The organism is Pseudomonas sp. McL0111 (assembly GCF_052567255.1).
On sequence record NZ_CP199585.1, the window covers coordinates 5,430,992 to 5,451,592 of the forward strand.

The 20,601-nt window shown below is 57.7% G+C and carries 19 protein-coding genes; 11 read left to right on the forward strand and 8 right to left on the reverse strand.

Annotated features, from left to right (window positions below; all coding sequences use genetic code 11):
- Positions 1-109: 109 nt before the first annotated feature.
- Complete coding sequence (locus ACTWLJ_RS24625; protein WP_445178831.1) at positions 110-1,135, reverse strand: zinc-dependent alcohol dehydrogenase family protein; 1,026 nt, start codon at positions 1,133-1,135, stop codon at positions 110-112.
- A 148-nt stretch (positions 1,136-1,283) separates the two neighbouring features.
- Here ACTWLJ_RS24625 and ACTWLJ_RS24630 point away from each other — a divergent pair, with 148 nt between their 5' ends.
- On the forward strand, positions 1,284-2,180 hold the full coding sequence (locus tag ACTWLJ_RS24630) for a LysR family transcriptional regulator (protein ID WP_401210068.1): 897 nt from the start codon (positions 1,284-1,286) through the stop codon (positions 2,178-2,180).
- Here the strand turns inward: ACTWLJ_RS24630 and ACTWLJ_RS24635 are convergent.
- Complete coding sequence (locus ACTWLJ_RS24635; protein WP_445178832.1) at positions 2,177-3,121, reverse strand: aldo/keto reductase; 945 nt, start codon at positions 3,119-3,121, stop codon at positions 2,177-2,179. The two genes, ACTWLJ_RS24630 and ACTWLJ_RS24635, sit on opposite strands and share 4 nt — an antisense overlap.
- Before the next feature lie 112 nt (positions 3,122-3,233).
- Here ACTWLJ_RS24635 and ACTWLJ_RS24640 point away from each other — a divergent pair, with 112 nt between their 5' ends.
- A complete protein-coding gene (locus tag ACTWLJ_RS24640) occupies positions 3,234-3,998 on the forward strand; it encodes an alpha/beta hydrolase (protein WP_445178833.1) in 765 nt (254 codons plus the stop codon).
- A 298-nt stretch (positions 3,999-4,296) separates the two neighbouring features.
- The gene (locus tag ACTWLJ_RS24645; RefSeq protein ID WP_445178834.1) at positions 4,297-5,163 is read left to right on the forward strand and encodes a CAP domain-containing protein; all 867 of its coding nucleotides are present in this window, start codon (positions 4,297-4,299) and stop codon (positions 5,161-5,163) included.
- 153 nt (positions 5,164-5,316) lie between these two features.
- Here the strand turns inward: ACTWLJ_RS24645 and ACTWLJ_RS24650 are convergent, their stop codons facing one another.
- Positions 5,317-5,949: a Vgb family protein gene (locus tag ACTWLJ_RS24650; protein WP_445178835.1), complete on the reverse strand. Its 633-nt coding sequence runs from the start codon at positions 5,947-5,949 to the stop codon at positions 5,317-5,319.
- A gap of 31 nt (positions 5,950-5,980) precedes the next feature.
- The gene (locus ACTWLJ_RS24655) at positions 5,981-7,192 is read right to left on the reverse strand and encodes a helix-turn-helix domain-containing protein (RefSeq protein ID WP_445178836.1); all 1,212 of its coding nucleotides are present in this window, start codon (positions 7,190-7,192) and stop codon (positions 5,981-5,983) included.
- Between the two features lie 141 nt (positions 7,193-7,333).
- Here ACTWLJ_RS24655 and ACTWLJ_RS24660 point away from each other — a divergent pair, with 141 nt between their 5' ends.
- Together ACTWLJ_RS24660 and ACTWLJ_RS24665 are read left to right on the forward strand one after the other, a co-directional pair.
- On the forward strand, positions 7,334-9,466 hold the full coding sequence (locus ACTWLJ_RS24660) for a type VI secretion system Vgr family protein (RefSeq protein ID WP_445178837.1): 2,133 nt from the start codon (positions 7,334-7,336) through the stop codon (positions 9,464-9,466).
- Positions 9,463-10,041 (forward strand): DUF4123 domain-containing protein, encoded by a 579-nt coding sequence (locus ACTWLJ_RS24665; RefSeq protein ID WP_445178838.1) that lies wholly within the window; start codon positions 9,463-9,465, stop codon positions 10,039-10,041. Before ACTWLJ_RS24660 ends, ACTWLJ_RS24665 begins: the two co-directional genes overlap by 4 nt.
- Positions 10,042-10,048: 7 nt before the next feature.
- On the opposite strand, the gene ACTWLJ_RS24670 is transcribed toward ACTWLJ_RS24665, so the two are convergent.
- A complete protein-coding gene (locus ACTWLJ_RS24670; protein WP_445178839.1) occupies positions 10,049-10,495 on the reverse strand; it encodes an NUDIX hydrolase in 447 nt (148 codons plus the stop codon).
- A gap of 453 nt (positions 10,496-10,948) precedes the next feature.
- Here ACTWLJ_RS24670 and ACTWLJ_RS24675 point away from each other — a divergent pair, with 453 nt between their 5' ends.
- Positions 10,949-11,377 (forward strand): nuclear transport factor 2 family protein, encoded by a 429-nt coding sequence (locus ACTWLJ_RS24675; RefSeq protein ID WP_445178840.1) that lies wholly within the window; start codon positions 10,949-10,951, stop codon positions 11,375-11,377.
- Positions 11,378-11,411: 34 nt separating this feature from the next.
- On the opposite strand, the gene ACTWLJ_RS24680 is transcribed toward ACTWLJ_RS24675, so the two are convergent.
- Positions 11,412-12,407, reverse strand: a complete 996-nt coding sequence (locus ACTWLJ_RS24680; RefSeq protein WP_445178422.1) for an IS110 family transposase — start codon at positions 12,405-12,407, stop codon at positions 11,412-11,414.
- 710 nt (positions 12,408-13,117) lie between these two features.
- Here ACTWLJ_RS24680 and ACTWLJ_RS24685 point away from each other — a divergent pair.
- On the forward strand, positions 13,118-13,456 hold the full coding sequence (locus tag ACTWLJ_RS24685) for a hypothetical protein (protein WP_445178841.1): 339 nt from the start codon (positions 13,118-13,120) through the stop codon (positions 13,454-13,456).
- A 908-nt stretch (positions 13,457-14,364) separates the two neighbouring features.
- Here the strand turns inward: ACTWLJ_RS24685 and mqo are convergent.
- A complete protein-coding gene (mqo, locus tag ACTWLJ_RS24690) occupies positions 14,365-15,969 on the reverse strand; it encodes a malate dehydrogenase (quinone) (RefSeq protein ID WP_445181411.1) in 1,605 nt (534 codons plus the stop codon).
- Here mqo and ACTWLJ_RS24695 point away from each other — a divergent pair.
- The 4 genes from ACTWLJ_RS24695 to ACTWLJ_RS24710 all read left to right on the forward strand — a co-directional run bounded on the left by ACTWLJ_RS24695 (position 15,899) and on the right by ACTWLJ_RS24710 (position 17,993).
- Positions 15,899-16,123, forward strand: a complete 225-nt coding sequence (locus ACTWLJ_RS24695) for a hypothetical protein (RefSeq protein ID WP_445181448.1) — start codon at positions 15,899-15,901, stop codon at positions 16,121-16,123. The genes mqo and ACTWLJ_RS24695 overlap by 71 nt on opposite strands.
- A 319-nt stretch (positions 16,124-16,442) precedes the next feature.
- Positions 16,443-16,874: a nuclear transport factor 2 family protein gene (locus ACTWLJ_RS24700; RefSeq protein WP_401210042.1), complete on the forward strand. Its 432-nt coding sequence runs from the start codon at positions 16,443-16,445 to the stop codon at positions 16,872-16,874.
- A 322-nt stretch (positions 16,875-17,196) separates the two neighbouring features.
- Positions 17,197-17,511, forward strand: a complete 315-nt coding sequence (locus ACTWLJ_RS24705; RefSeq protein WP_401210039.1) for a DUF2388 domain-containing protein — start codon at positions 17,197-17,199, stop codon at positions 17,509-17,511.
- An 80-nt stretch (positions 17,512-17,591) separates the two neighbouring features.
- On the forward strand, positions 17,592-17,993 hold the full coding sequence (locus tag ACTWLJ_RS24710) for a hypothetical protein (RefSeq protein WP_445178842.1): 402 nt from the start codon (positions 17,592-17,594) through the stop codon (positions 17,991-17,993).
- Here the strand turns inward: ACTWLJ_RS24710 and ligD are convergent, their stop codons facing one another.
- Entirely contained in the window at positions 17,994-20,573 is a 2,580-nt protein-coding gene (ligD, locus tag ACTWLJ_RS24715) for a DNA ligase D (protein ID WP_445178843.1), read from the reverse strand.
- Between the last annotated feature and the right edge of the window lie 28 nt (positions 20,574-20,601).

Sequence of the window (20,601 nt, forward strand, 5' to 3'; positions counted from 1 at the left end):
GGAGCGAGCTTGCTCGCGAAGTCGTTGGCACAGACAACATAATCGTCGTCTGACACTCCGCATTCGCGAGCAAGCTCGCTCCCACAGGGTTTACATGTGCAGGGGGAAATCAAACCTTGTTGAGATCAACCACAACCTTGCCAAACGCCCCGCGATTGAGATGGGCGAACGCCTCCGGCACCTGATCAAAAGCATAAGTGGCATCAATCACCGGTTTGATCCCGTGGTGATCGATCATCCGCACCATGTCTTCCAGCGCCCGACGCGGGCCGACCGCCACGGCGACAATCGAAGCGCGGCTACCCAGCAGCGGCATGATCGGCGTGCGCAGTTCATCGGAATCGAGCAGACCGATAATCGACACCCGGCCACCGGGCACTACCGCTTGCAAAGAACGACCGAGGTTGTCGCCACCGGCCATTTCCAGAATGTGATCGGCGCCGCGCCCTTCGGTCAGTTGCAGCACCGCTGTCTGCCATTCAGGCGTGGTCGTGCGATTGATCCCGTGAGTGGCGCCGAGGGCGATGGCCTGGGCAATCTTCTCCTCGCTGCTACTGGTGACGATGACCTTGGCACCGCTGGCCGCCGCCAGTTGCACGGCAAACAGCGAAACCCCGCCAGTGCCCTGCACCACCACGGTTTGCCCGGCGTGCAGATGGCCCAGTTCGATCAACGCCATCCACGCGGTGAGCGCGGCGATTGGCAATGTACTGGCCTCGACCGCACTGAGATGTTTCGGCGCACGGACGCACCAGTCAGCCGGAGTCACCACGTACTGGGCGAGCATCCCCGGGATCGGTCCACCCTGAGTCGGCATCTCGGCCCAGGTCTTGGGATTGCCGTCGATCCAGTTGGTAATGTAGGTGGAGATCACGCGTTCGCCGACCTGGAACCGGGTCACACCCTCGCCGACCGCGACGACCGTACCGGCCATGTCCGAGGCGGGTGTGAAGGGAAACTTCAGTGCCGCGGTCATGCCGTTTTCCGCCACTTGGGTGTCACGGTAGTTGAGCGAGACGGCGTCGATCTTGACCAGAACCTCCCCGGCTTTCGGGGTGGGACGTGGGGCCTGGACCTGGCTGAGGTTGGCGAGGCCAAACGCGGAAATTTCCCAGCGCTGCATAGTGTCGGACATGACGGTAATCTCGGTGGTTGACTGTGGCACCGATGATAAAAGCCGTCGCCCTTGCGGATTAAGTAGGTCGACACTCCGTTATATGCGGACGTTTTCGTCCGCAGTGGCTAAGGTAAAGTAATGCCTGCCACTTCAATCGAGCGTCGTGATGGACAGTTTGAATGCGTTGAACGTTTTTGTGTCAGTCGCCGAAACCCGCAGCTTTGTCGCCTCCGGTCGCTTGCTTGGGGTGTCCGCCTCGGCCATCGGCAAAAGCATCGTGCGCCTGGAAGAACGTTTCGGCGTGCGGCTGTTCAACCGCAGTACCCGCAGCGTCACACTGACCGAGGACGGCACGCGGTTCCTGGAACGCAGCCTGCGCATCCTCGGCGAAATCGAAGCGGCAGAAATGGAGTTTTCGCAGACCAACGCCACCCCGCGCGGCCGCCTGAAAATCAGCCTGCCACTGGTCGGCGAACCGTTTCTGCCGGTGCTGGCGCAATTCAAGAAAACCTATCCGGCGGTGGATCTCGACCTGACCTTTGATGACCGTCGGGTCGATGTGATCGAAGAAGGCTATGACGCGGTATTACGTGCCGGGGAAGTCCCGGACTCCAGCCTGACCTCACGCCTGATCGGCAGCTACCGGATGATTCTGGTGGGCGCGCCGAACTACTTTCAGGCCCACGGCGAACCGCAGCACGCCATCGATTTGCTCAGTCATGCGTGCATCCAGTTTCGCTTTCCCAACACCGGCAAGTTGCAGGTCTGGCCGTTGCGCGAAGCCGGTCAGGAAGTCGATCTGCAATTGCCGCCCTCAATGGTCTGCAACAATTTAGAGGCGCGGATCTGCTTTGCCCTGCAAGGCATCGGCATCGCTTACCTGCCTGATTTCTGCGTCCGCGAACCACTGGAAGACGGCCGTTTGCAGCAGATTTTGCCCGACTGTTCGGAGACTGGCGTCTACCGGATCATGTGGCCCTCGGGTAAACATCCACAACTGAAGCTGCGGGTGTTTATCGACTTCCTCAAAGAACATCTGTTTCCGCAACAGACGCTGGTTTAACTCACCAGCGCAATCAACTGCTGACGCTGCGCATCGGTGAGCATCGGCCCGAACCCGGCGCCGGCATTGTCGGCCATATAACGCGGATTACCGGTGCCGGGGATCACGCAAGTCACCGCCGAATGCGCCAGCAAAAACTTCAGCGCCAGTTGCGGCCAACTGTTGACCTGCACATCCGAAACCCAGCCCGGCAGGGGTTTACCCTTGAGCCGGGCGAGCAAGCCACCGCCGCCGAACGGCCGGTTACAGATCACCGCTACCCCGCGCTCGCGGCACAGCGGCAGGATGCGTTTCTCCACACCTCGATCATCGAGGGCGTAGTTGATTTGCAGGAAATCCAGTTGTTCAGCCTTCAACACCGCTTCCACTTCGTCATAGGCCGAAGGCGTGTAATGCGTGATGCCGATATAGCGGATGCGACCCTGGGCTTTCCATTCGCGCAAAGTCGGCAGATGGGTTTGCCAGTCCAGCAGATTGTGGATCTGCATCAGATCGATGCAGTCGGTGCGCAGCAGCCTGAAGGATTGCTCCATCTGTGCGATGCCTTCCTCGCGACCACGCGTCCACACCTTGGTCGCCAGAAACGCTGGCGAACGCGGCTCGTGAATCGACAACAATTCACCGAGACTTTCTTCGGCTCGACCGTACATCGGTGAGCTGTCGACCACTTTGCCGCCCTTTTTGAACAACTCGTCGAGCACATCCGACAGCTGTTTGTAGGCCGGTTCGCCCGGAGCGACGTCGAAGCCGCGATAGGTGCCGAGGCCCACCAAGGGCAATGCCTCGGCGCTGGAAGGAATGGCGCGGGTCTGCATGGTCTGGCCTCCTGAGATGCCCGGCGACGTGGCAATGGCCAACGCCCGATTAAAGGTAAACAGCGCCGAAGCCCCGGCCGCCAGCGTCAGTAATCTGCGACGCGAGTAACCCTCAGTGTGGTCCATGCTGGCTCCTCTGCTGCGCGGTTCTGTTGCTCGGTGTGTGCCGCGGCCACCGCAGGAAATCGCTGAACTACACTGCGACGACGCACCTTCGCGTCTCGTTAAAGTTAGCCGAATGTCCCGAAAGCTGATGTCACTCGTCGCATTGATCGTCATCGTGTATCTGCTGCTGTGCGCGGCACTGTTCGTATTTCAGCGCTCGTTGATCTACTTTCCGCAGCCGGGCACGGTCAATGCCGCCGATACGCTCGTGAAAATGCCGGATGCCGATATCCGCGTGAGCACCCGCGAGCACTCCGGGCCAAAGGCGTTGATTTACTTCGGTGGCAATGCCGAGGACGTGTCGCGAAATCTGCCGGGGTTTGCCGAGGCGTTTCCCGATTACGCGTTGTATCTGATGAATTACCGAGGGTTTGGCGGCAGCGGTGGCTCGCCGTCGGAAGAAGCGATTGCCGAAGATGCGCTGGCGCTGTTCGATCAGGTGTACGCCAGCCATCCGCAAATCACCGTGATCGGCCGCAGTTTGGGTTCCGGGGTCGCGGTGCGGCTGGCCAGTCAACGGCCGGCGACGCAGTTGATTCTGGTGACGCCGTTCAACAGCCTGGTGGAAATCGCCACACGGCAATATCCATGGGTGCCGGTGCAGTGGCTGCTCAAGGATCGTTTCGAATCGGGTAAATACGCAGCGCATATCAGCGTGCCGACGTTATTGCTGGCGGCGAGTGATGATCAGGTGGTGCCACGGGCCAGTAGCCAGCGCTTGCTGGGGAATTTCGGTAAAGGCGTGGCGACGCTCAGGGTGGTGCCGGATTCGGGGCATAACTCGATTTCCGAGCGTCGGGAGTATTTGCAGTGGATGGGGGATGTGTTGAATCGCTGATTAGAGTTTTACAGATATTTTTGTTGTGCATTCACTGGCCTCATCGCGGGCAAGCCCGCTCCCACAGGGATTTGTGTTGAACATAGCAATTGCACACAACACCGAACCTGTGGGAGCGGGCTTGCCCGCGATGAGGCCGGCAAATCCGGTATCAACATTGCTGAAGAAACGGCCCTTCGTCGCCCCGCCACAAAAGCCGCCCACCACCCCTGAACCAAGTCCAAAAAGCCCAGTCCTACTCGCGCCGCTTGCTGCGGTTAACCTAATTTTAGCGCTGTCCTCCAGAGCTGTCCGCCCCATGCGCCACACCGTTCGTTCGCCTCGTTTGGTTTCGCTGTGCCTGCTGATTCTTTCGCCGCTGTTCGCCGAGACCGCCCATGCCGGCGCCGAGCGGCAACTGGTGGCCGCCATCAACGACTACCGCGCGCATCCGCAGCGTTGTGATCGGCGCCCCGCGCAACGCCTGTCACCGCTGGCCTTGAAGTCCAATCTGGCCCTGCCGATCGGCTATGGCTACGGCGGCGGAATGCGCGAGGCATTGAAGTCTTCCGGGTACTCCGCAGTGACGGTACGCAGCATCCGGATCGTTGGTGCGCAGGATGCCGACGAGGCTTTCGAACAGTTGCAAGGCCGTTATTGCGGTGCGTTGCTGGATGCGCAGTACGCCGATATCGGCATCAGCCGCGCGCGTAACGAATGGCAAGTGGTGTTGGCCCAACCGGTGCTCGACAGCCGCGTCGGCGATAACCGCAGTGTCGGCAAGGCCTTGCTGGCCGAGGTCAACGCCGCCCGTGCGCGACCACGGATGTGCGGGCGTCAGCGCTTCGCTGCGGCGCGGGCATTGAGCTGGAACCCGGCCCTCGGCGCTGCCGCTCAAGGGCACAGTAAGGCCATGGCTTACGGCAACTACTTCGCGCACCAGGACCCGGACGGCGACCTGCCGGCGGATCGCGCCCGTGCGGCGGGCTATCGGGGGCGGCAGATCGGCGAGAATATTGCTGCCGGGCAGAGTTCGCCGGGCAAGGCAATGGCCGGTTGGCTGGCGAGCCCGGGGCATTGCGCCAATCTGATGAACCCGATGTTCACCCAGGTTGGCGCGGGGTTTGCCAGTGAGGCGCGCAGTGATGAAGGGGTTTATTGGACGATGGTGTTTGGGGCGCCTTGACCAATAGTCTTTTGGATTAAGTGACAGGGCCGGCCCCATCGCGGGCAAGCCCGGCTCCCACAGTGTTTTGTGTGGAATTCAACATATGTGAATGACATCAAACCTGTGGGAGCTGGCTTGCCAGCGATAGGGCCAGGACAGACAACATCTACATCACTTCGGCCGCCGCACCGCCCGCACGCAACTGCTATCCCCGCCACCGCAATAAAACCGATCCCCAGCATCCGCCTCCAGCCCTGAAACGCCCATGCCATCCGGCATCTTCAGGCTTTCCAGCACCTCGCCGTTCGCCGCATCGATGCGCCGCAGCTCACTCTCATCCGCCTCCCAGGTGCCATGCCACAGCGCTCCATCGACCCACGTCACACCGGTGACAAAGCGGTTCGACTCCAGCGTGCGCAGAATCTTGCCGGTCTGCGGATCAATCTGATAAATCTTCCGGGCACGATACTGCCCGACCCACAACGAACCTTCAGCCCAGGCCATGCCGGAATCGCCACCCTCACCCGGCGCCGGAATTGTGTGAAGTATCTGCCCGGTGGCCGGATCGATTTTGTGGATGCGCCGATCCGCGATTTGAAACAGATGCTTGCCATCGAATGCGGTGCCACCGTCAGCATTGACCTTGATCGTGCGCACGGTTTCACCGCTGGCCGGGTCGAGCGCATTGAGCTGGCCGTCACTGGCGAACCAGACTTGTTGACCATCGAACGTCACACCGTGGATACCGCTGATGCCTTCAAACGGGCCGTACTCGCGAAGGACTTCTGCGTTTAGCTGTTTCATGCTGGCTTCCTCGTTGGTTGGTGAGTCCAGCCTAACCATTGCCCAGCGACGCCGGGAGTAACAAGATCGTCGCGAAACCCGGAACCGGTGGCGTCATCCAGCGTCGCGCACGGCCCAGACCGAACGCCTGCACTTTGCCCTCTGACGCCAAGGCCTCCAGCGCACGCTGCACCTGCCGTTGACTGCTGTCCAGCGCCAGCGCAAGCGCCGAACTCGACCAAGCTTCGCCATCAGCGAGCAAGGCCAACAACGGCGCGTGTTTATCCTCGACCGGCAAGGTCAACAGCGCCACATCCGCAGCGCCCAGAGCAAACCCTCGGGTTGTTGCAGTAATGCTGGCGAACGGTGCCAGCACCGAGCGCAGTCGCCCGATCTCGACCCGCAGCCGTGCGCGATGGGATTCATCACTGAGTTTTAAACGGAAGGCCTTGGCAATCAGCTCCTCCCTCGACACATCACCCGGCCAGGCTTCGGCGAGGCTCCGCGCAAGATTGAACAGCAGCGGGCGCGTGGCCAGTGACAGGGTCATTCCGGCGCCGCGCACGCTGTAGCGACAGGCATCAATCACCAGTGCCTGGGAGGCAAACAGGCTTTCCACTTCATCGAGTCTCACCGTGCGCGACTGCCCCGCGATCGTTAAACGTGCGGCTGGCGAATCCAGCATCTGCATGGCGTGTTCGACCTCCGCCGTCAGGCTGGCAATCCCGGCTTGCTGCGCCACGCGTGCCGCGCGAAGCAACGCCGCCCTTGCGCTGTGCGCCTGAACCCGGCGCAACGCGATCCCCGCCGCAATCAGTTGATGCGCGGTATGCAAGGCCGGAGGCAGCGGTGCGGGGTCGAGTTCGTCGAGCAGTCGCTGTGCCTCATCCAGCTCACCGATCAATAGCAATCGGCGGATCTGCAGATAGCGCGCATGGGCGGCGTTCAACCGGTCACCGTGATCCAGCAGAAACTGGCGCGCTTCTTCCAAAGACTTCACCGGCCAGCCCAAGTCACGCGTAGCCAGAGCGACTTCCGCCTCGGCCACCACACAACGGGCGCGAGACAGCGGTTCATTGGCACCAAAGGCTTTGACTGCCCGTTGTAACAGCGTCTTGGCCCGTGGCAGGTCGCCGAGCTGGGCCATGGCGATCCCGCGCAGCGCCAGCGCCTGCGGGTCTTCACGTCGGGCGACGAAGTTCAATGCGCTCAACGGATCGCCGGCAGCCAGCGCCCGGCCTGCGGCGGTGATCAACGAATCCATGCTGAATTCATCTGGGTGGTACTCCCGGAGCACAAGCGTGAAAACGGGTTTAACCTTGGCGTTTAGTCGCGTTTAATTCTCTTGATAGCACATTAGTATTGCTGCACCATCGGCGAAGCTTTTCCACGGAAGGAGTCAGGCATGCTGGACGCAAACGCTATCCACATTACCGTCGCGCTCGAAGGCGTTTCCACCGACCTGCAAGTATTGAGCTTCGTCGGTCGCGAAGCGCTCAATCAGCCCTTCCGTTTCGACCTCGAACTGGTCAGCACCCGCCCCGACCTGAAACTCGAAGAGTTGCTGCACAAGCCCGGTGTTTTGACCTTTGGCGCCACCGGCGAAGGCAAAATCCATGGTCTGGTATATCGCATCGAGCAAGGCGATTCCGGCAAGACCCTGACCCGCTACAGCATCAGTCTGGTGCCGCAACTGGCCTATCTGCGGCATAACCATGATCAGCAGATCTTCCAACAGTTAAGTGTCCCGAAGATCATCGCGCGAGTGCTCGAAGATCGCGGGATTCTCGCAGACGCCTACAAATTCCAGCTTGGCGCCGAGTATCCGCAACGCGATTACTGCGTGCAGTACGACGAGTCCGACCTGCATTTCATCCAGCGTCTGTGCGAGGAGGAAGGCATTCACTTCCACTTCCAGCACAGCAGCAGCGGCCACACACTGGTGTTTGGCGATGACCAGACGGTGTTTCGCAAACTCAAGCCTGTGATCTACCAGCAAGACTCGGGGATGGCTGCGGACAAACCGGTGATCAAGCGTTTCAATCTGCGCCTGGAAACCCGTACGTCCCGTACCAGTCGCCGCGATTACGACTTCGAAAAATCGCGCATCCTGCCCGAGGGCGCTGCGAAAAGTGCATTCGCCCCGGATCTGGAGGATTACGACTATCCGGGCCTGTTTACCACCCGCGAACGTGGCAAGCAGCTGTCGACCCGCGCCCTCGAACGCCATCGCAGCGACTACAAACTGGTTGAAGGCAAAGGTGACGAACCGACCCTCACCAGCGGCCACTTCATGACCCTGGCCGAGCATCCACGCGCAGAATGGAATGAAATGTGGTTGCTGCTGGAAGTCCTCCACGAAGGCAAACAGCCGCAAGTGCTCGGTGAAAACGTCACCAGCGACGTCACCGATAACAAAAGCGATTTCCACCAGGGCTACCGCAACAGTTTTCTCGCGACCCCGTGGGACGCGCACTTCCGCCCTGCCCTCGAACACCCGAAACCGAAAGTCCTCGGCAGCCAGACCGCCATCGTCACTGGCCCGCCCGGTGAAGAAATCCACTGCGACCAGTACGGCCGGATCAAGGTGCAATTCCACTGGGACCGCGACGGTCAGTCCAACGACCAGACCACCTGCTGGATGCGCGTCGCCAGCGGCTGGGCCGGCGCAGCCTACGGTGGCATTGCCATCCCGCGCGTAGGCATGGAAGTCTTGGTGACTTTCCTTGAGGGCGATCCCGATCAACCGCTGGTGACTGGCTGCCTGTACCACAAGGAAAACGTCGTCCCCTACGACCTGCCGGCAAACAAAACCCGCAGCACCTTCAAGACCCTCAGTTCCCCGGGCGGCAAGGGCTACAACGAATTCCGCATCGAAGACAAAAAGGGTGTGGAGCAGATCTATGTCCATGCCCAGCGCGACTGGGACGAGAACATCGAGCACGACCAGAAAATCCGCGTCGGCAACGAACGGCATGACACCGTCGAAGCCAACACGCTGAGTGAATTCAAGGTTGAGGAGCATCGGCTGACGTATCTCGACCGAAAAACCGAAGCGCGGGCGGATGATCACTTGAGCGTTGGCGTGACTCGACATCTGAAGGTCGGCACCGCGCAGTTTGTTGAAGCCGGGACGGAGATCCACTACTACGCCGGAAACAAGGTAATGATCGAGGGCGGCATGGAATTGACGGCCAAGGCTGGCGGCAGTTTTGTGAAAGTGGATGCGGGTGGCGTGACCATCAGCGGCGCTGAGGTGAAAACCAATTCCGGTGGCGCGGCGGGAACCGGAACCGGCATCGCTATCAAGTTGCCGACGCCGTTGACTCCGGCCGACACCGATGCTGCCGGGAAAACCCTCGGCACAGCGGTGGCCAATGCGCCCATGCCGACAGCGACTCCCACAGCAAAAGCAGCGGCCACGCAGTCCGCTCCGACCGCTGCTGAGACCCGGTTGATCCAGCAAAACATGCAGGCACAAACCTTGGTAGCGGCGGCGAAAAGTGGCGTGCCTTTCTGCGAGATCTGTAACAAATGACCCAATTTCGCCCCAGCCAGAACGAATGGCTAACCACCGAGTTTTGGCCACAAGGCTTCAATAACGCCGCTCCAAAGGTCTATGCCTTGCTCGATGGCGCCCGCGATCCAGGCATTGAACGGCTGGTTCGCAACAGTGGTGCCGAATTCACCTGTCTGTATGCCGGCGAACTCTCACCCGACCTGTCGGCCGCAGCGCCTTATCTGCTGCATCTCGATCCGCAACAGCCCTACACCTGGCAACTGCTCGAACAGAGTTGGGGGCAAAGTTGGGGATGTTTCGCCGTCGCTCCTGCGCAAGTTGCGCTGGAGGAATTACGTAGCCACTTCCGCACGTTGCTGCGGGTGACTGACCCGGATGGCAACCTGTTGGTTTTTCGCTTCTACGACCCGCGAGTGCTGCGTGTCTATCTGCCGACGTGCACCCCGCAGGAACGCGCCGCGATATTCGGCCCGACCATTAAGCTGATTGCTGAAACCGGCACCGGGCATTCATTGATTGTCTACGCGGCAGACCCCGCTGGTGGGCCGAGTGCGAGAGTAAGTGGTTGGCCTTCGGCAGAGGAACTTGCCTGAGGCCTGTTCAATCAAGCAAACCGCAATTTTTCAGCAATGCCTGCAACCCCTTTGGCACCAGCGGCGATTGCTCGCTGAAACTTGAGCTGTCATGCCAGCGCACGGTGAAAGGCGCGCCATTGCTTTCGTGTCCTAGCATCTGTGAGCGCTGGTAAACACTCGAATCAACAAATCGAGCGTCGTACACCTGGACGATTTCGTGCCCCGGTTTACCGTTATAGATAAACAGGCTTTCAAGCGTACCGAGTAACTGCAAGTCCGTTATCGCCAGGCCCAACTCTTCCTGCACTTCCCGTACAACGGCTTCGGCACTGGTCTCACCAAATTCGATGCCGCCACCAATGGGACGGAAGAAAGTTTGCTGATTGATCAGGTCGGGAAACTCGTTAACCAGAATCTTGCCTTTGTGATGAAAGACACAAAGTGCGAGCGCGCGGATACGTTGTTCGGCCATGGTTGAAGTCCATTTACAGATGAAAGGCGCGGCATTAGATCATGGATTGCCTGCGCCTCAGAGCTTCAACTTCAAGTCTTGAAATGCCTCCTTAAACCGGAGAAATCGTTGCCAGAATGCCCAGCAAAATGGTCAATACCAGAAAGCCACCGAGGAAATAACCCATCTTCGCCATACAAGTCTCCAGAAGCGTTTGCGGTACACCGGACGCTTCGGAATGAAGACTCGTCGCAGATGCCCGAAAGGCAGGCGCATTCTGAGCCGATGGCTGCTGCCGTTACAGACGCAGATGAGATCAAAAAATACGGATCAGATGGGAACTGTGTCGTTTTGCGTACGCCTCGCCTTGTATATCCGCCTATTCAGAACGACGCAGGATGATTCCACAATCGGCCGATTGATCTACAGTCAGTGCCGACCGTTGAAGAACAACAAAAATCCAGGAGTGGACCAATGTCCGAGCTCAATCTGCACCCGAATGCCGCCGAGTCCCTGAACCGCTGGCACGACATGATCCGCACCGGCAACCTCAAAGCCCTGCCCGACTTGCTCGACCCTCAAGCGGTATTCCGCTCGCCGATGGCGCACACGCCTTACCCGGGCGCGCCGGTGGTATCGATGATCCTCAACACCGTGTTCGACGTATTTCAGGATTTTGAATATCACCGTGAACTGGCGACGGCGGATGGCCTGAACGTCATTCTCGAGTTCAGCGCCAAAGTCGGTGAGAAACAGCTGAAAGGCATCGACATGATCCGCTTCAACGAACAGGGAAAGATCGTCGAATTCGAAGTCATGGTCCGCCCGTTGAGCGGCCTGCAAGCCCTCGGCGAAGAAATGGGCCGCCGCCTGGGCGCCTACCTCGCCACCGCCAAAGCCTGACACCACACCAAACATGTAGATACTCTGTTCACGGTCAAGCTTTTGCGAGGTGTTTGTCGCTAAAAAGCTTGGCCGTATCAAAATCTTCACCCGCTTGCATGCAGGCCCACAGTCCGGTCAGGTACTTGCGCATGACCGCGACGATGGCCTGCATCTTTCTTTTTCCTCGCCCGATCAGCGCCTCGTAAAACGCCTTCACGTTACTGTCGCAACGTATGGCGCTCAGTGCAGGCATGTACATCGCCGAGCGTAGGTAGGCGTTTCCTCCCTTACTTATCCGTCCAGGTTTATCGATGCTGGTACCTGATTGCGTCAGTCGAACATCGAGTCCCGCATGTCGGCTGACTTGTGCGGACTTAAGCGTCACAGGCAAGGTCGTCAATTCCGCCAGTGCCGAAAATACTGAAATTTCGCCCATGCCCGGCGCGGCGATCATGTGTCCGAACTGAGCGCTTAGTGTCGGGCAGTTGTCGATCAGCGCCCGACCTGCGAGCCTGAAACGCTCAATTCGTTTGTCAAACGCGGCGATCGCTTCTTCTTCGTCTTCAATCAACATTGTGAGCGTTGTTTGAGTAGCCTTCAGCGCATGCAACTCGTTCTTGGCGCGGGTGCGGTGACACGTCAAACGATTGATATGCCTTCCGATAGCCCGCAACTCCAACTGTATGGCAGTGGGTGGCGTCCACAATCTTGGGCTCATGCGTTCGCCGTATTCGGCCAGTAACTGGGCATCGATTGCATCGGTTTTACTGTTTTTAAGCATCAGTTTGGCAAAGTTATGAAAGCTCTTGGGGTTGATCACCGAAACGGGCAAACCCGCAGCAGCGAGCTCCATGGCCAAATCCAGGTAATAGATGCCGGTGGCTTCCATCACCACGGATAAAGGCTTGAGCTGGAGCAACTTGTTGACCGCTGCCTTGCGCCCGGCGGGCGTTTGGTCGATGTTGCATGCACCTGCAAAACGACCGTCGTTGCGCCAGCCCATGGCCGTTGTGCGAGATCCCACATCCAAACCGACATGCATGCTCATGCTTTCAACTCCGAGTGAACTGGGTTAAAAATGCTTCCTGGTTCCCCTGACCTCGAACTTCATGCCACTGCAACCTTGTAATGCGAAGTCCGACTTGTCGGCTTCTCGATACTCTTCGTGGTGGGCAATGAGGCGGGGGGACCTCTCTACAGACAAGGTCAGGAGCAAGTCCTGCCTTCAGGAGCGATCGGTCTCCCCCAGAAACACATCTTCGTATGTCCGCACCAGCGAGCTTAGACTCACTCGACTGGTGTGGGAGCAACATACAAGGAGCTGCGGCACGCTGCGATCTTTTGACTTTGTTTTTCAAAAGCCAGATCAAAAGATCCCAGCGTGCCGCAGCTCCTACAGGATTTCCGCTCGTAAAAAAGCCCACTGACCGTTGCCGATTCAGTGGGCTTTTGTGTGTCAGGCTTCTACTTAGAGAGCCATATCACGTGCAGCATTGTCCTTCGGTGCTTTAGCTTTATCAGCGGCAGCATCGACTGCCGGAGCAGCAACCTGACCGATCACCGGAGGTGTCGGCAGTTCGAGGATATTGGCCCTTATTACAATAAAAAATCAAAACAAAAAAAACGATATAAAAAACTGTCATATATGACAGGTGTAAAAATCAATCACCACGCCTAGCATTGGATTAAGACCAGGAAATCATACAATCAGTTTGTTTTCTGACTGACAACTATTTTCGAAACCCGAGGGTTAACGAAATGGCAACTGAAGAGAAAAAATCTGCAGAAGAGTTAGAATTAGAAAGCGTTTTAGGCCCACTGTTAAGCGACGACGGCGGGGGATTTATTTCTCCGACAAATCAAGACGCTATTTGGGATTATTTAAATTCAAGAAGACCTGCACCTGCACCTGTACCTGTACCTGCACCTGCACCTGTACCTGCATCTGCATCTGCATCCATACCACCATCAACAGCGCCGCAAATACACTACAGCAACTGCATATGTGAGCCCTGCAAAAAGAACAGAGGAAACGCGACTGGAAAAGACGCCCTATATAACCAATACCACATTACTGCACCTATATACCCACCATAACTACAACCCATACACAACAATTACACTCAGAGGGCGACGTAACATTAGCCAATCAATGATTCTTTTGAAAATAAAAACTGTCTTCCATACAACCACAAAAAAGCCCACTGACCGTTGCCAGTTCAGTGGGCTTTCTGATTAGGCTTCTACTTACAGAGCCATATCACGTGCAGCATTTTCCTTCGGTGCTTTAGCTTTATCAGCGGCAGCATCGACTGCCGGAGCAGCAACCTGACCGATCACCGGAGGTGTCGGCAGTTCGAGGATATTGGCCCTTATTACAGTAAAAAATCAAAACAAAAAAAACGATATAAAAAACTGTCATATATGACAGGTGTAAAAATCAATCACCGCGCCTAGCATTGGATTAAGACCAGGAAATCATACAATCAGTTTGTTTTCTGACTGACAACTATTTTCGAAACCCGAGGGTTAACAAAATGGCAACTGAAGAGAAAAAATCTGCAGCAGAGTTAAAAGCAATCGACGACACGCCACGTAATATTCAGGTGATTTGGGATGCAATAGATATTGAAAATGGCCAAGAACCTCCTTCGAAAAGCCCCGTACCCGTATCCCTACCCGTACCTGCACCTGCACCTGCACCTGCACCTGCACCCATACCACCATCAACAGCGCCGCAAATACACTACAGCAACTGCATATGTGAGCCCTGCAAAAAGAACAGAGGAAACGCGACTGGAAAAGACGCCCTATATAACCAATACCACATTACTGCACCTATATACCCACCATAACTACAACCCATACACAACAATTACACTCAGAGGGCGACGTAACATTAGCCAATCAATGATTCTTTTGAAAATGAAAACTGTCTTCCATACAACCACAAAAAAGCCCACTGACCGTTGCCGGTTCAGTGGGCTTTCTGATTAGGCTACTACTTACAGAGCCATATCACGTGCAGCATTGTCCTTCGGTGCTTTAGCTTTATCAGCGGCAGCATCGACTGCCGGAGCAGCAACCTGACCGATCACCGGAGGTGTCGGCAGTTCGAGGATATTGGCGGTGTAGGCCCACTCTGCAGCCACTTTGGCTGGATCGCTGTTCAGCTGAGTGCCGTAGCTTGGAACGATCTGGTGCAGTTTGGATTGCCATTCTGGCGTGGCGACTTTGTCTTTGAAGACTTTCTGCAGCACGGTCAGCATGATCGGTGCAGCGGTCGACGCGCCTGGCGATGCGCCCAGCAGGCCGGCGATGGAGCCGTCTTGTGCAGCAACGATTTCGGTGCCCAGTTTCAGCACGCCGCCAGCGGCTTCATCACGCTTGATGATTTGCACGCGTTGGCCGGCTTGCCACAGGCGCCAGTCTTCAGCTTTGGCGTTCGGGAAGTATTCCTTCAGCGCGTTCAGGCGATCTTCATCCGACAGCATCAGTTGACCGGCAAGGTACTCGACCAGCGGGTATTCCTTGATGCCGACCTTGGTCATAGGCCAGATGTTGTGGGTGGTGGTGCTGGTCAGCAGGTCCAGGTACGAGCCTTCTTTCAGGAACTTGGTGCTGAAGGTCGCGAATGGGCCAAACAGAATGACGCGCTTGCCGTCCAGAACACGGGTGTCCAGGTGCGGAACGGACATCGGTGGTGCGCCAACCGAAGCTTTACCGTAAGCCTTGGCCAGGTGCTGCTCGGCGATGGCCGGGTTATCGGTCACCAGGAACGAGCCGCCTACCGGGAAGCCAGCGTATTCCTTGGCTTCTGGAATGCCCGACTTCTGCAGCAGGTGCAGAGCGCCGCCGCCAGCGCCGATGAACACGAACTTGGCGTCGGTTTCGGTTTTGGTGCCGTCTTTCAGGTTTTTGTAGCTGACACGCCAAGTGCCGTCGGCATTCTTGGTGATGTCTTGCACTTCGCTCGACAGTTTCAAGTCGAAGTTAGGCTTGGTCTGCAGGTAACCGGCGAACTGGCGGGTGATCTCGCCGAAGTTCATGTCGGTGCCCAACGGGCTCCAGGTGGCCGCGATTTTCTGGTTCGGGTCACGCCCTTCCATCATCAGCGGAACCCACTTCTTGATCACAGCCGGGTCTTCGGAGTACTGCATGCCGGCGAACAGCGGGCTCGCTTGCAGGGCTTCGTAGCGCTTTTTCAGGAACTTGATGTTGTCATCACCCCACACAAAGCTCATGTGCGGCGTGGTGTTGATGAACGAGCGAGGGTTCTTCAGAACGCCTTGCTGAACTTGCCATGCCCAGAACTGACGGGAGACCTGGAACGCTTCGTTGATCTCGACGGCTTTCGGGATCGACACTTTGCCGTTCTCGTCTTCCGGGGTGTAGTTCAGCTCGGCGAGTGCGGAGTGACCGGTACCGGCGTTGTTCCAGCCGTTGGAGCTTTCGAGGGCGACGCCATCGAGGCGCTCGACCATTTCCATCGACCAGCTCGGTTCCAGCTCATTGATCCACACACCCAGGGTGGCGCTCATGATGCCGCCGCCGATCAGCAGTACATCAACTTTCTTTGCTTCTGCAGCATTGGCGCAAGACATCCCCATCGCCAAAGCCAGCCCCAACAAGGCCGTGTTCACTTTCTTAAACATCCGTTGCACCTATGATAAAACGCCTTCCGCCCGCCGCTGTTATCTGCATGCGATCCGCTTTGATGACGCTCAGGCTGGCGTCGCGGATTCCGGCACACTTCAATTTTGACGGGTGGGCACACAAGGCCGACGTACCGCATCGACCTCAGTTAATGTCCCTTCTGAACTGACTTTTTATCATTATTGGCTTCAGCTACTTGAGCGACAGGGATTCCGTCAGCCCGCCCGAGGGCCAGCAAACCGAATTAGGTCAAACCAAGTTGGCGCGCAGAATATCACGTCAGGCAAACCAGCGCGTCCGTTCGCGACCTGTTAGTTCCGCTTTGGTTCACGACAGGCTTTCTTCATCGGAACTGAACCTGTTAAGTTGTACGACGACTGACAAATTATGCAGTCGACTCGATAACCTACAACAACAAGGAACACCCATGAAAAACGCCAAATTGCTGATCGGATTTCTCTGCGCCTTCAGCGGCTACGTTGCTGCCGCCCCTGCCCCGGCGGAACAGGACGTGGCGCAAGCGGTCGACCATTTGACCCAGGCCATGCTGCACAAGAACATCACCGAGCTGAACGCTCTGACTGCCGATAACCTGACTTACGGGCATTCGAACGGGAAGATTCAGGACAAGCAGGCTTTCATTTCGGATATCGAAACCGGCAAGAGTGCGTTCAAGACGCTGGAGATGCAGAACCAGACCATCACCTTGTCTGGCGATACCGCGCTGGTGCGTCACCATTTTTCCGCGCAGGCGTTGAAGGGAACCGAAGTGGTGCCGACCGAGATCGAGAACTTTCAGGTCTGGCAGAAGCAGCATGGGCAATGGCTGTTGGTGGGGCGTCAGGCGTACAAGTTTTGATGTCTGACTAATCCTGGATTTGTGTTGCTTGCACTGGCCCCTTCGCTGGCAGGCCAGCTCCCACAGGTTTTTGTGTTGGAACACCATTTGTGTTCCAACATTAATCCCTGTGAGAAGGGCTGACTTTGATGCCTGGCTGATCCTGAATGTGGGCCAAGGCAAAAAAATGTGCCCTACTCGATACCTGTGGGAGCGGGCTTGCCCGCGAAGAGGCCCGTCCCGACACCAACAAACCCATCGTAAGGGAACTCCCGGGACACGGCACCGCTCTCACATTATGTGGTACTTCCTTTTCGCTTTACGCTGCTGGAGGAACTCCGTCATGCGCCGTTTAGTACTCGTTTCGTCTCTTTTGTTGTGCCTGCCCTTCGGTTCGGCTTTTGCCCGCGTAGATGCGGGGGATGTCGCCACCTCGGCAGGTGTTTCCGCGTCGCTGTATTCGACTTTCAAGGATCACAAAATGGTGATTCCGGCCCGTGACGACCTGACTGCATTCGTCGCCAGCGGCGGAGCCATTCGTGGCGTGTATCTGGAATCGGTGCTGCAACAGGTTCGTCAGGACAATCCCGGCCTCAACGCCAGCGATGAAGACCTGGCCAACGCGATTCTCGCGCACTACGAAGGTCAGGCTCAGTAACTGATGGGAACGAAGCTGCCGATGGATGGCAACTGAGCGGCCATGGGCAAAACCGTCGAACGGCCTCTATGATGGAGGCCATGACGACGACTGCGCCGCTTCGCTCCCCCTGCCCTCCCGGTGCCTGCATTTGCGGGCGCGATCCGTTGCTGGAAACGCCCGGCGCGGATCTGCGCATTCTGCGTCTGACCCGCGAAGAAGAAAAACACCTGCTCGCACGCCTGGAAAAACTCAAAGACCTTGCTGATCTTGAGCATTTGCAAAAGCGTATGTACGAACAGCTGGGCGTCCGGGTCGACGTTGCACCGGGGTTCAACGAAGTGCGCACCATGCTCGGCATCGAAATTCACATTGACGATCTGCCAGGCCTTTGCCGCAAGACCCGCCAGGCCATCCCTGCGGCCATCCGCCGTGGCTTGAAGAACCATCCCGAAATCGCTTACGAACTCCTCAACTCCCACGACTTGCTGCACGGCACTTGATCATTTTTTCATGCCCAGGCGCTTGCGCATGGCGGCAGTGATGGTCTGGCGAGTCTTCTTCAGATCGGCCCACGGCTCATCGCCGACTTCCGCCAGTCGCTCATGGACGTTGTGCACAGTCCATTGATTGCCGCCCTTGATCTCTGCAACCTCTTCTCTAAACAGTGGCACTGAAACTGGCAACCCTTCGCGAGTGCGCGCTGCATATGCACAGATTGTGGTGGCGCCCAAACCGTTGCGCAGATAGTCGATGAAGATCCGCCCGACACGGTTCTTCGGCCCGGACACCGCGGAAAAACGCTCCGGCAACAGCTTGGCCATGTGACTGACGATGGCGTGACTGAAATCCTTCACTTCATCCCAACCGTGCTTGCGGGTCAGCGGCACGACAAGGTGAATGCCCTTGCCGCCACTGGTCTTAAGGAATGCCTTGAGGCCGAGTTCATCGAGCACTGTCAGGGTCAGCGCAGTGGCTTCGACCATGCTTTTCCACGGCAGCGCCGGATCAGGGTCGAGGTCGAGAACGAAGCGGTCAGGCTTGTCCAGATCCACCGTCGTCGCGTTCCAGGTGTGCAGTTCGACAGTGCTCATCTGCACCGCGCCAATCAATGCCTCGGCGTTGTTTATGAGCATCACTGGTTGGCCGGTGAGTTCTTTATCCAGCGTGGTGATGCCTGGAATCGCCAGGCGCTCGGCGTTCTTCTGAAAGAACAGTTCGCCGGCAATTCCGTCCGGTGCCCGTACCAGCGCCACCGGGCGATCCTTGAGCTGCGGCAAAATCCACTCGGCAACGCTGGCGTAGTATTCGGCCAGTTGCATTTTGGTGGTGCCGCTGACCGCATCGATGACTCGATCCGGGTGGGTGATGCGCACCTTGCCATGGGCCAGATCGAGTTGCGACGGTGCCGTTTCGGTTTTTTTCTCCGGAGCTTTTTTCGATGTGGTTTTTTTGGCTGGCGTCTTCACGGTTTTGGCTCGCTCTTCAGTGATGTCCTTGGCCGGTTTGTCGTCGCGCAAACCATGAAACACCGCGTGGCGCACCGAGCCGTCCTTGGTCATTTCAGCAAATGCCACCTCCGCCAGCAGGCTCGGTTTGAGCCAGTGCACGCCTTTGGCTTCAAAACCGCTCGGCGGATTGACCACCGCCGCTTTCTTCACTTGCAGCGGTTTCAATTGCGCAAGGATGCTTTTCAGCGTTGCCTCGTTGAACCCGGTGCCGACCTTGCCGGCGTAGTGCAACTCACCGCTGTCGCGATCATGCAAACCCAGCAGCAACGCACCGAAACCACTGCGCGAACCCTTTGGGTCGGTGTAGCCGACAATCACGAATTCCTGACGGTGTTTGCACTTGAGCTTGATCCAGTCACTGCTGCGCCGCGACACGTAAGGCGAGCCGATGCGCTTGCCGATCAGCCCTTCCATCTGCATCTGACAGGCGCTGTTGAGTAACGCATCCGGCGTTTCATCGAACGCGTCGGAGAAGCGCAGCAACGGATGTTCTTGCGCGTGCATGACCGTGGACAAAGCCGCGCGGCGTTCCTGCACCGGCACTTCGCGCAGATCGACGCCGTTGAGATATGGCAGGTCGAAAACGTAGTAAACGATGTTGCTGCTTTTTCCCGAATCGAACGCGTTTTGCAGCGCCTGAAAATCCGGTACCCCTTGATCGTTGGCGACCACCATTTCCCCGTCGAGCCAACCGGACTCCAATCCCAGCGCTGCAAGCGCCTCGGCCTGATTCGGCAATTTGTGGGTCCAGTCGTGGCCGTTGCGAGTAAAGAGCTGGACTTGGTCATGATCGATACGCGCCATGATCCGGTAGCCGTCGAACTTGATCTCGTAGCTCCACTGGCCCTCGGGTGCGCTGTCGACCAGCGTTGCCAGTTGCGGTTTGAGCTGCGCCGGCAGTTTGGCCTTGCGTGCGCCGGTCAATGTGCCGGAGGCTTGTTTGCGTGGCTTCGCTGGAGCCTTTTTAACCGGTTTGGCCTGCTCGGCAGCGAGCCTGGGTTTGTCGACGATGGTGCGTTCACTGAGCACGCTGTCCGGCTCGGCGACCAACACATCGTAATCGTCCTGGGGCCGTGCCGAGTTGTCCTGATGCTTGATCAGGAACCACTGCTGCTTTTTCCCCGGCATGTGGGTGCGCACCAGATTCCACACGCCGCCGAGTTTCTCGCCCTGAAGCTCGAATTTGAGTTTGCCACTGGCATAAGCCTTGGCCGGATCTTCCAGCGGAATCCACACGCCACGATCCCAGACGATCACATCACCGGCACCGTAATGCCCTTCGGGGATGCTGCCCTCGAAAGTTGCGTAATCCAGCGGATGGTCTTCGACGTGGATCGCCAGGCGCTTGACTTTCGGGTCGAGCGACGGCCCCTTCGGCACCGCCCAACTCTTGAGCGCCCCGTCGAGCTCAAGCCGAAAGTCGTAATGCAGGTGCGAAGCGTCGTGCTTCTGGATGCAGAACTGCAACGCATGATCCTTGGCGGTTTTACGCCCCGAGCGCTTGTTGGCCGAAGGCTCGGACGTCGCCGAAAAATCGCGCATGCGGTTGTAGTCGTCGAGATTCCTGTTCATGACGCCCCCGGTGCATATTGGCTCTGTT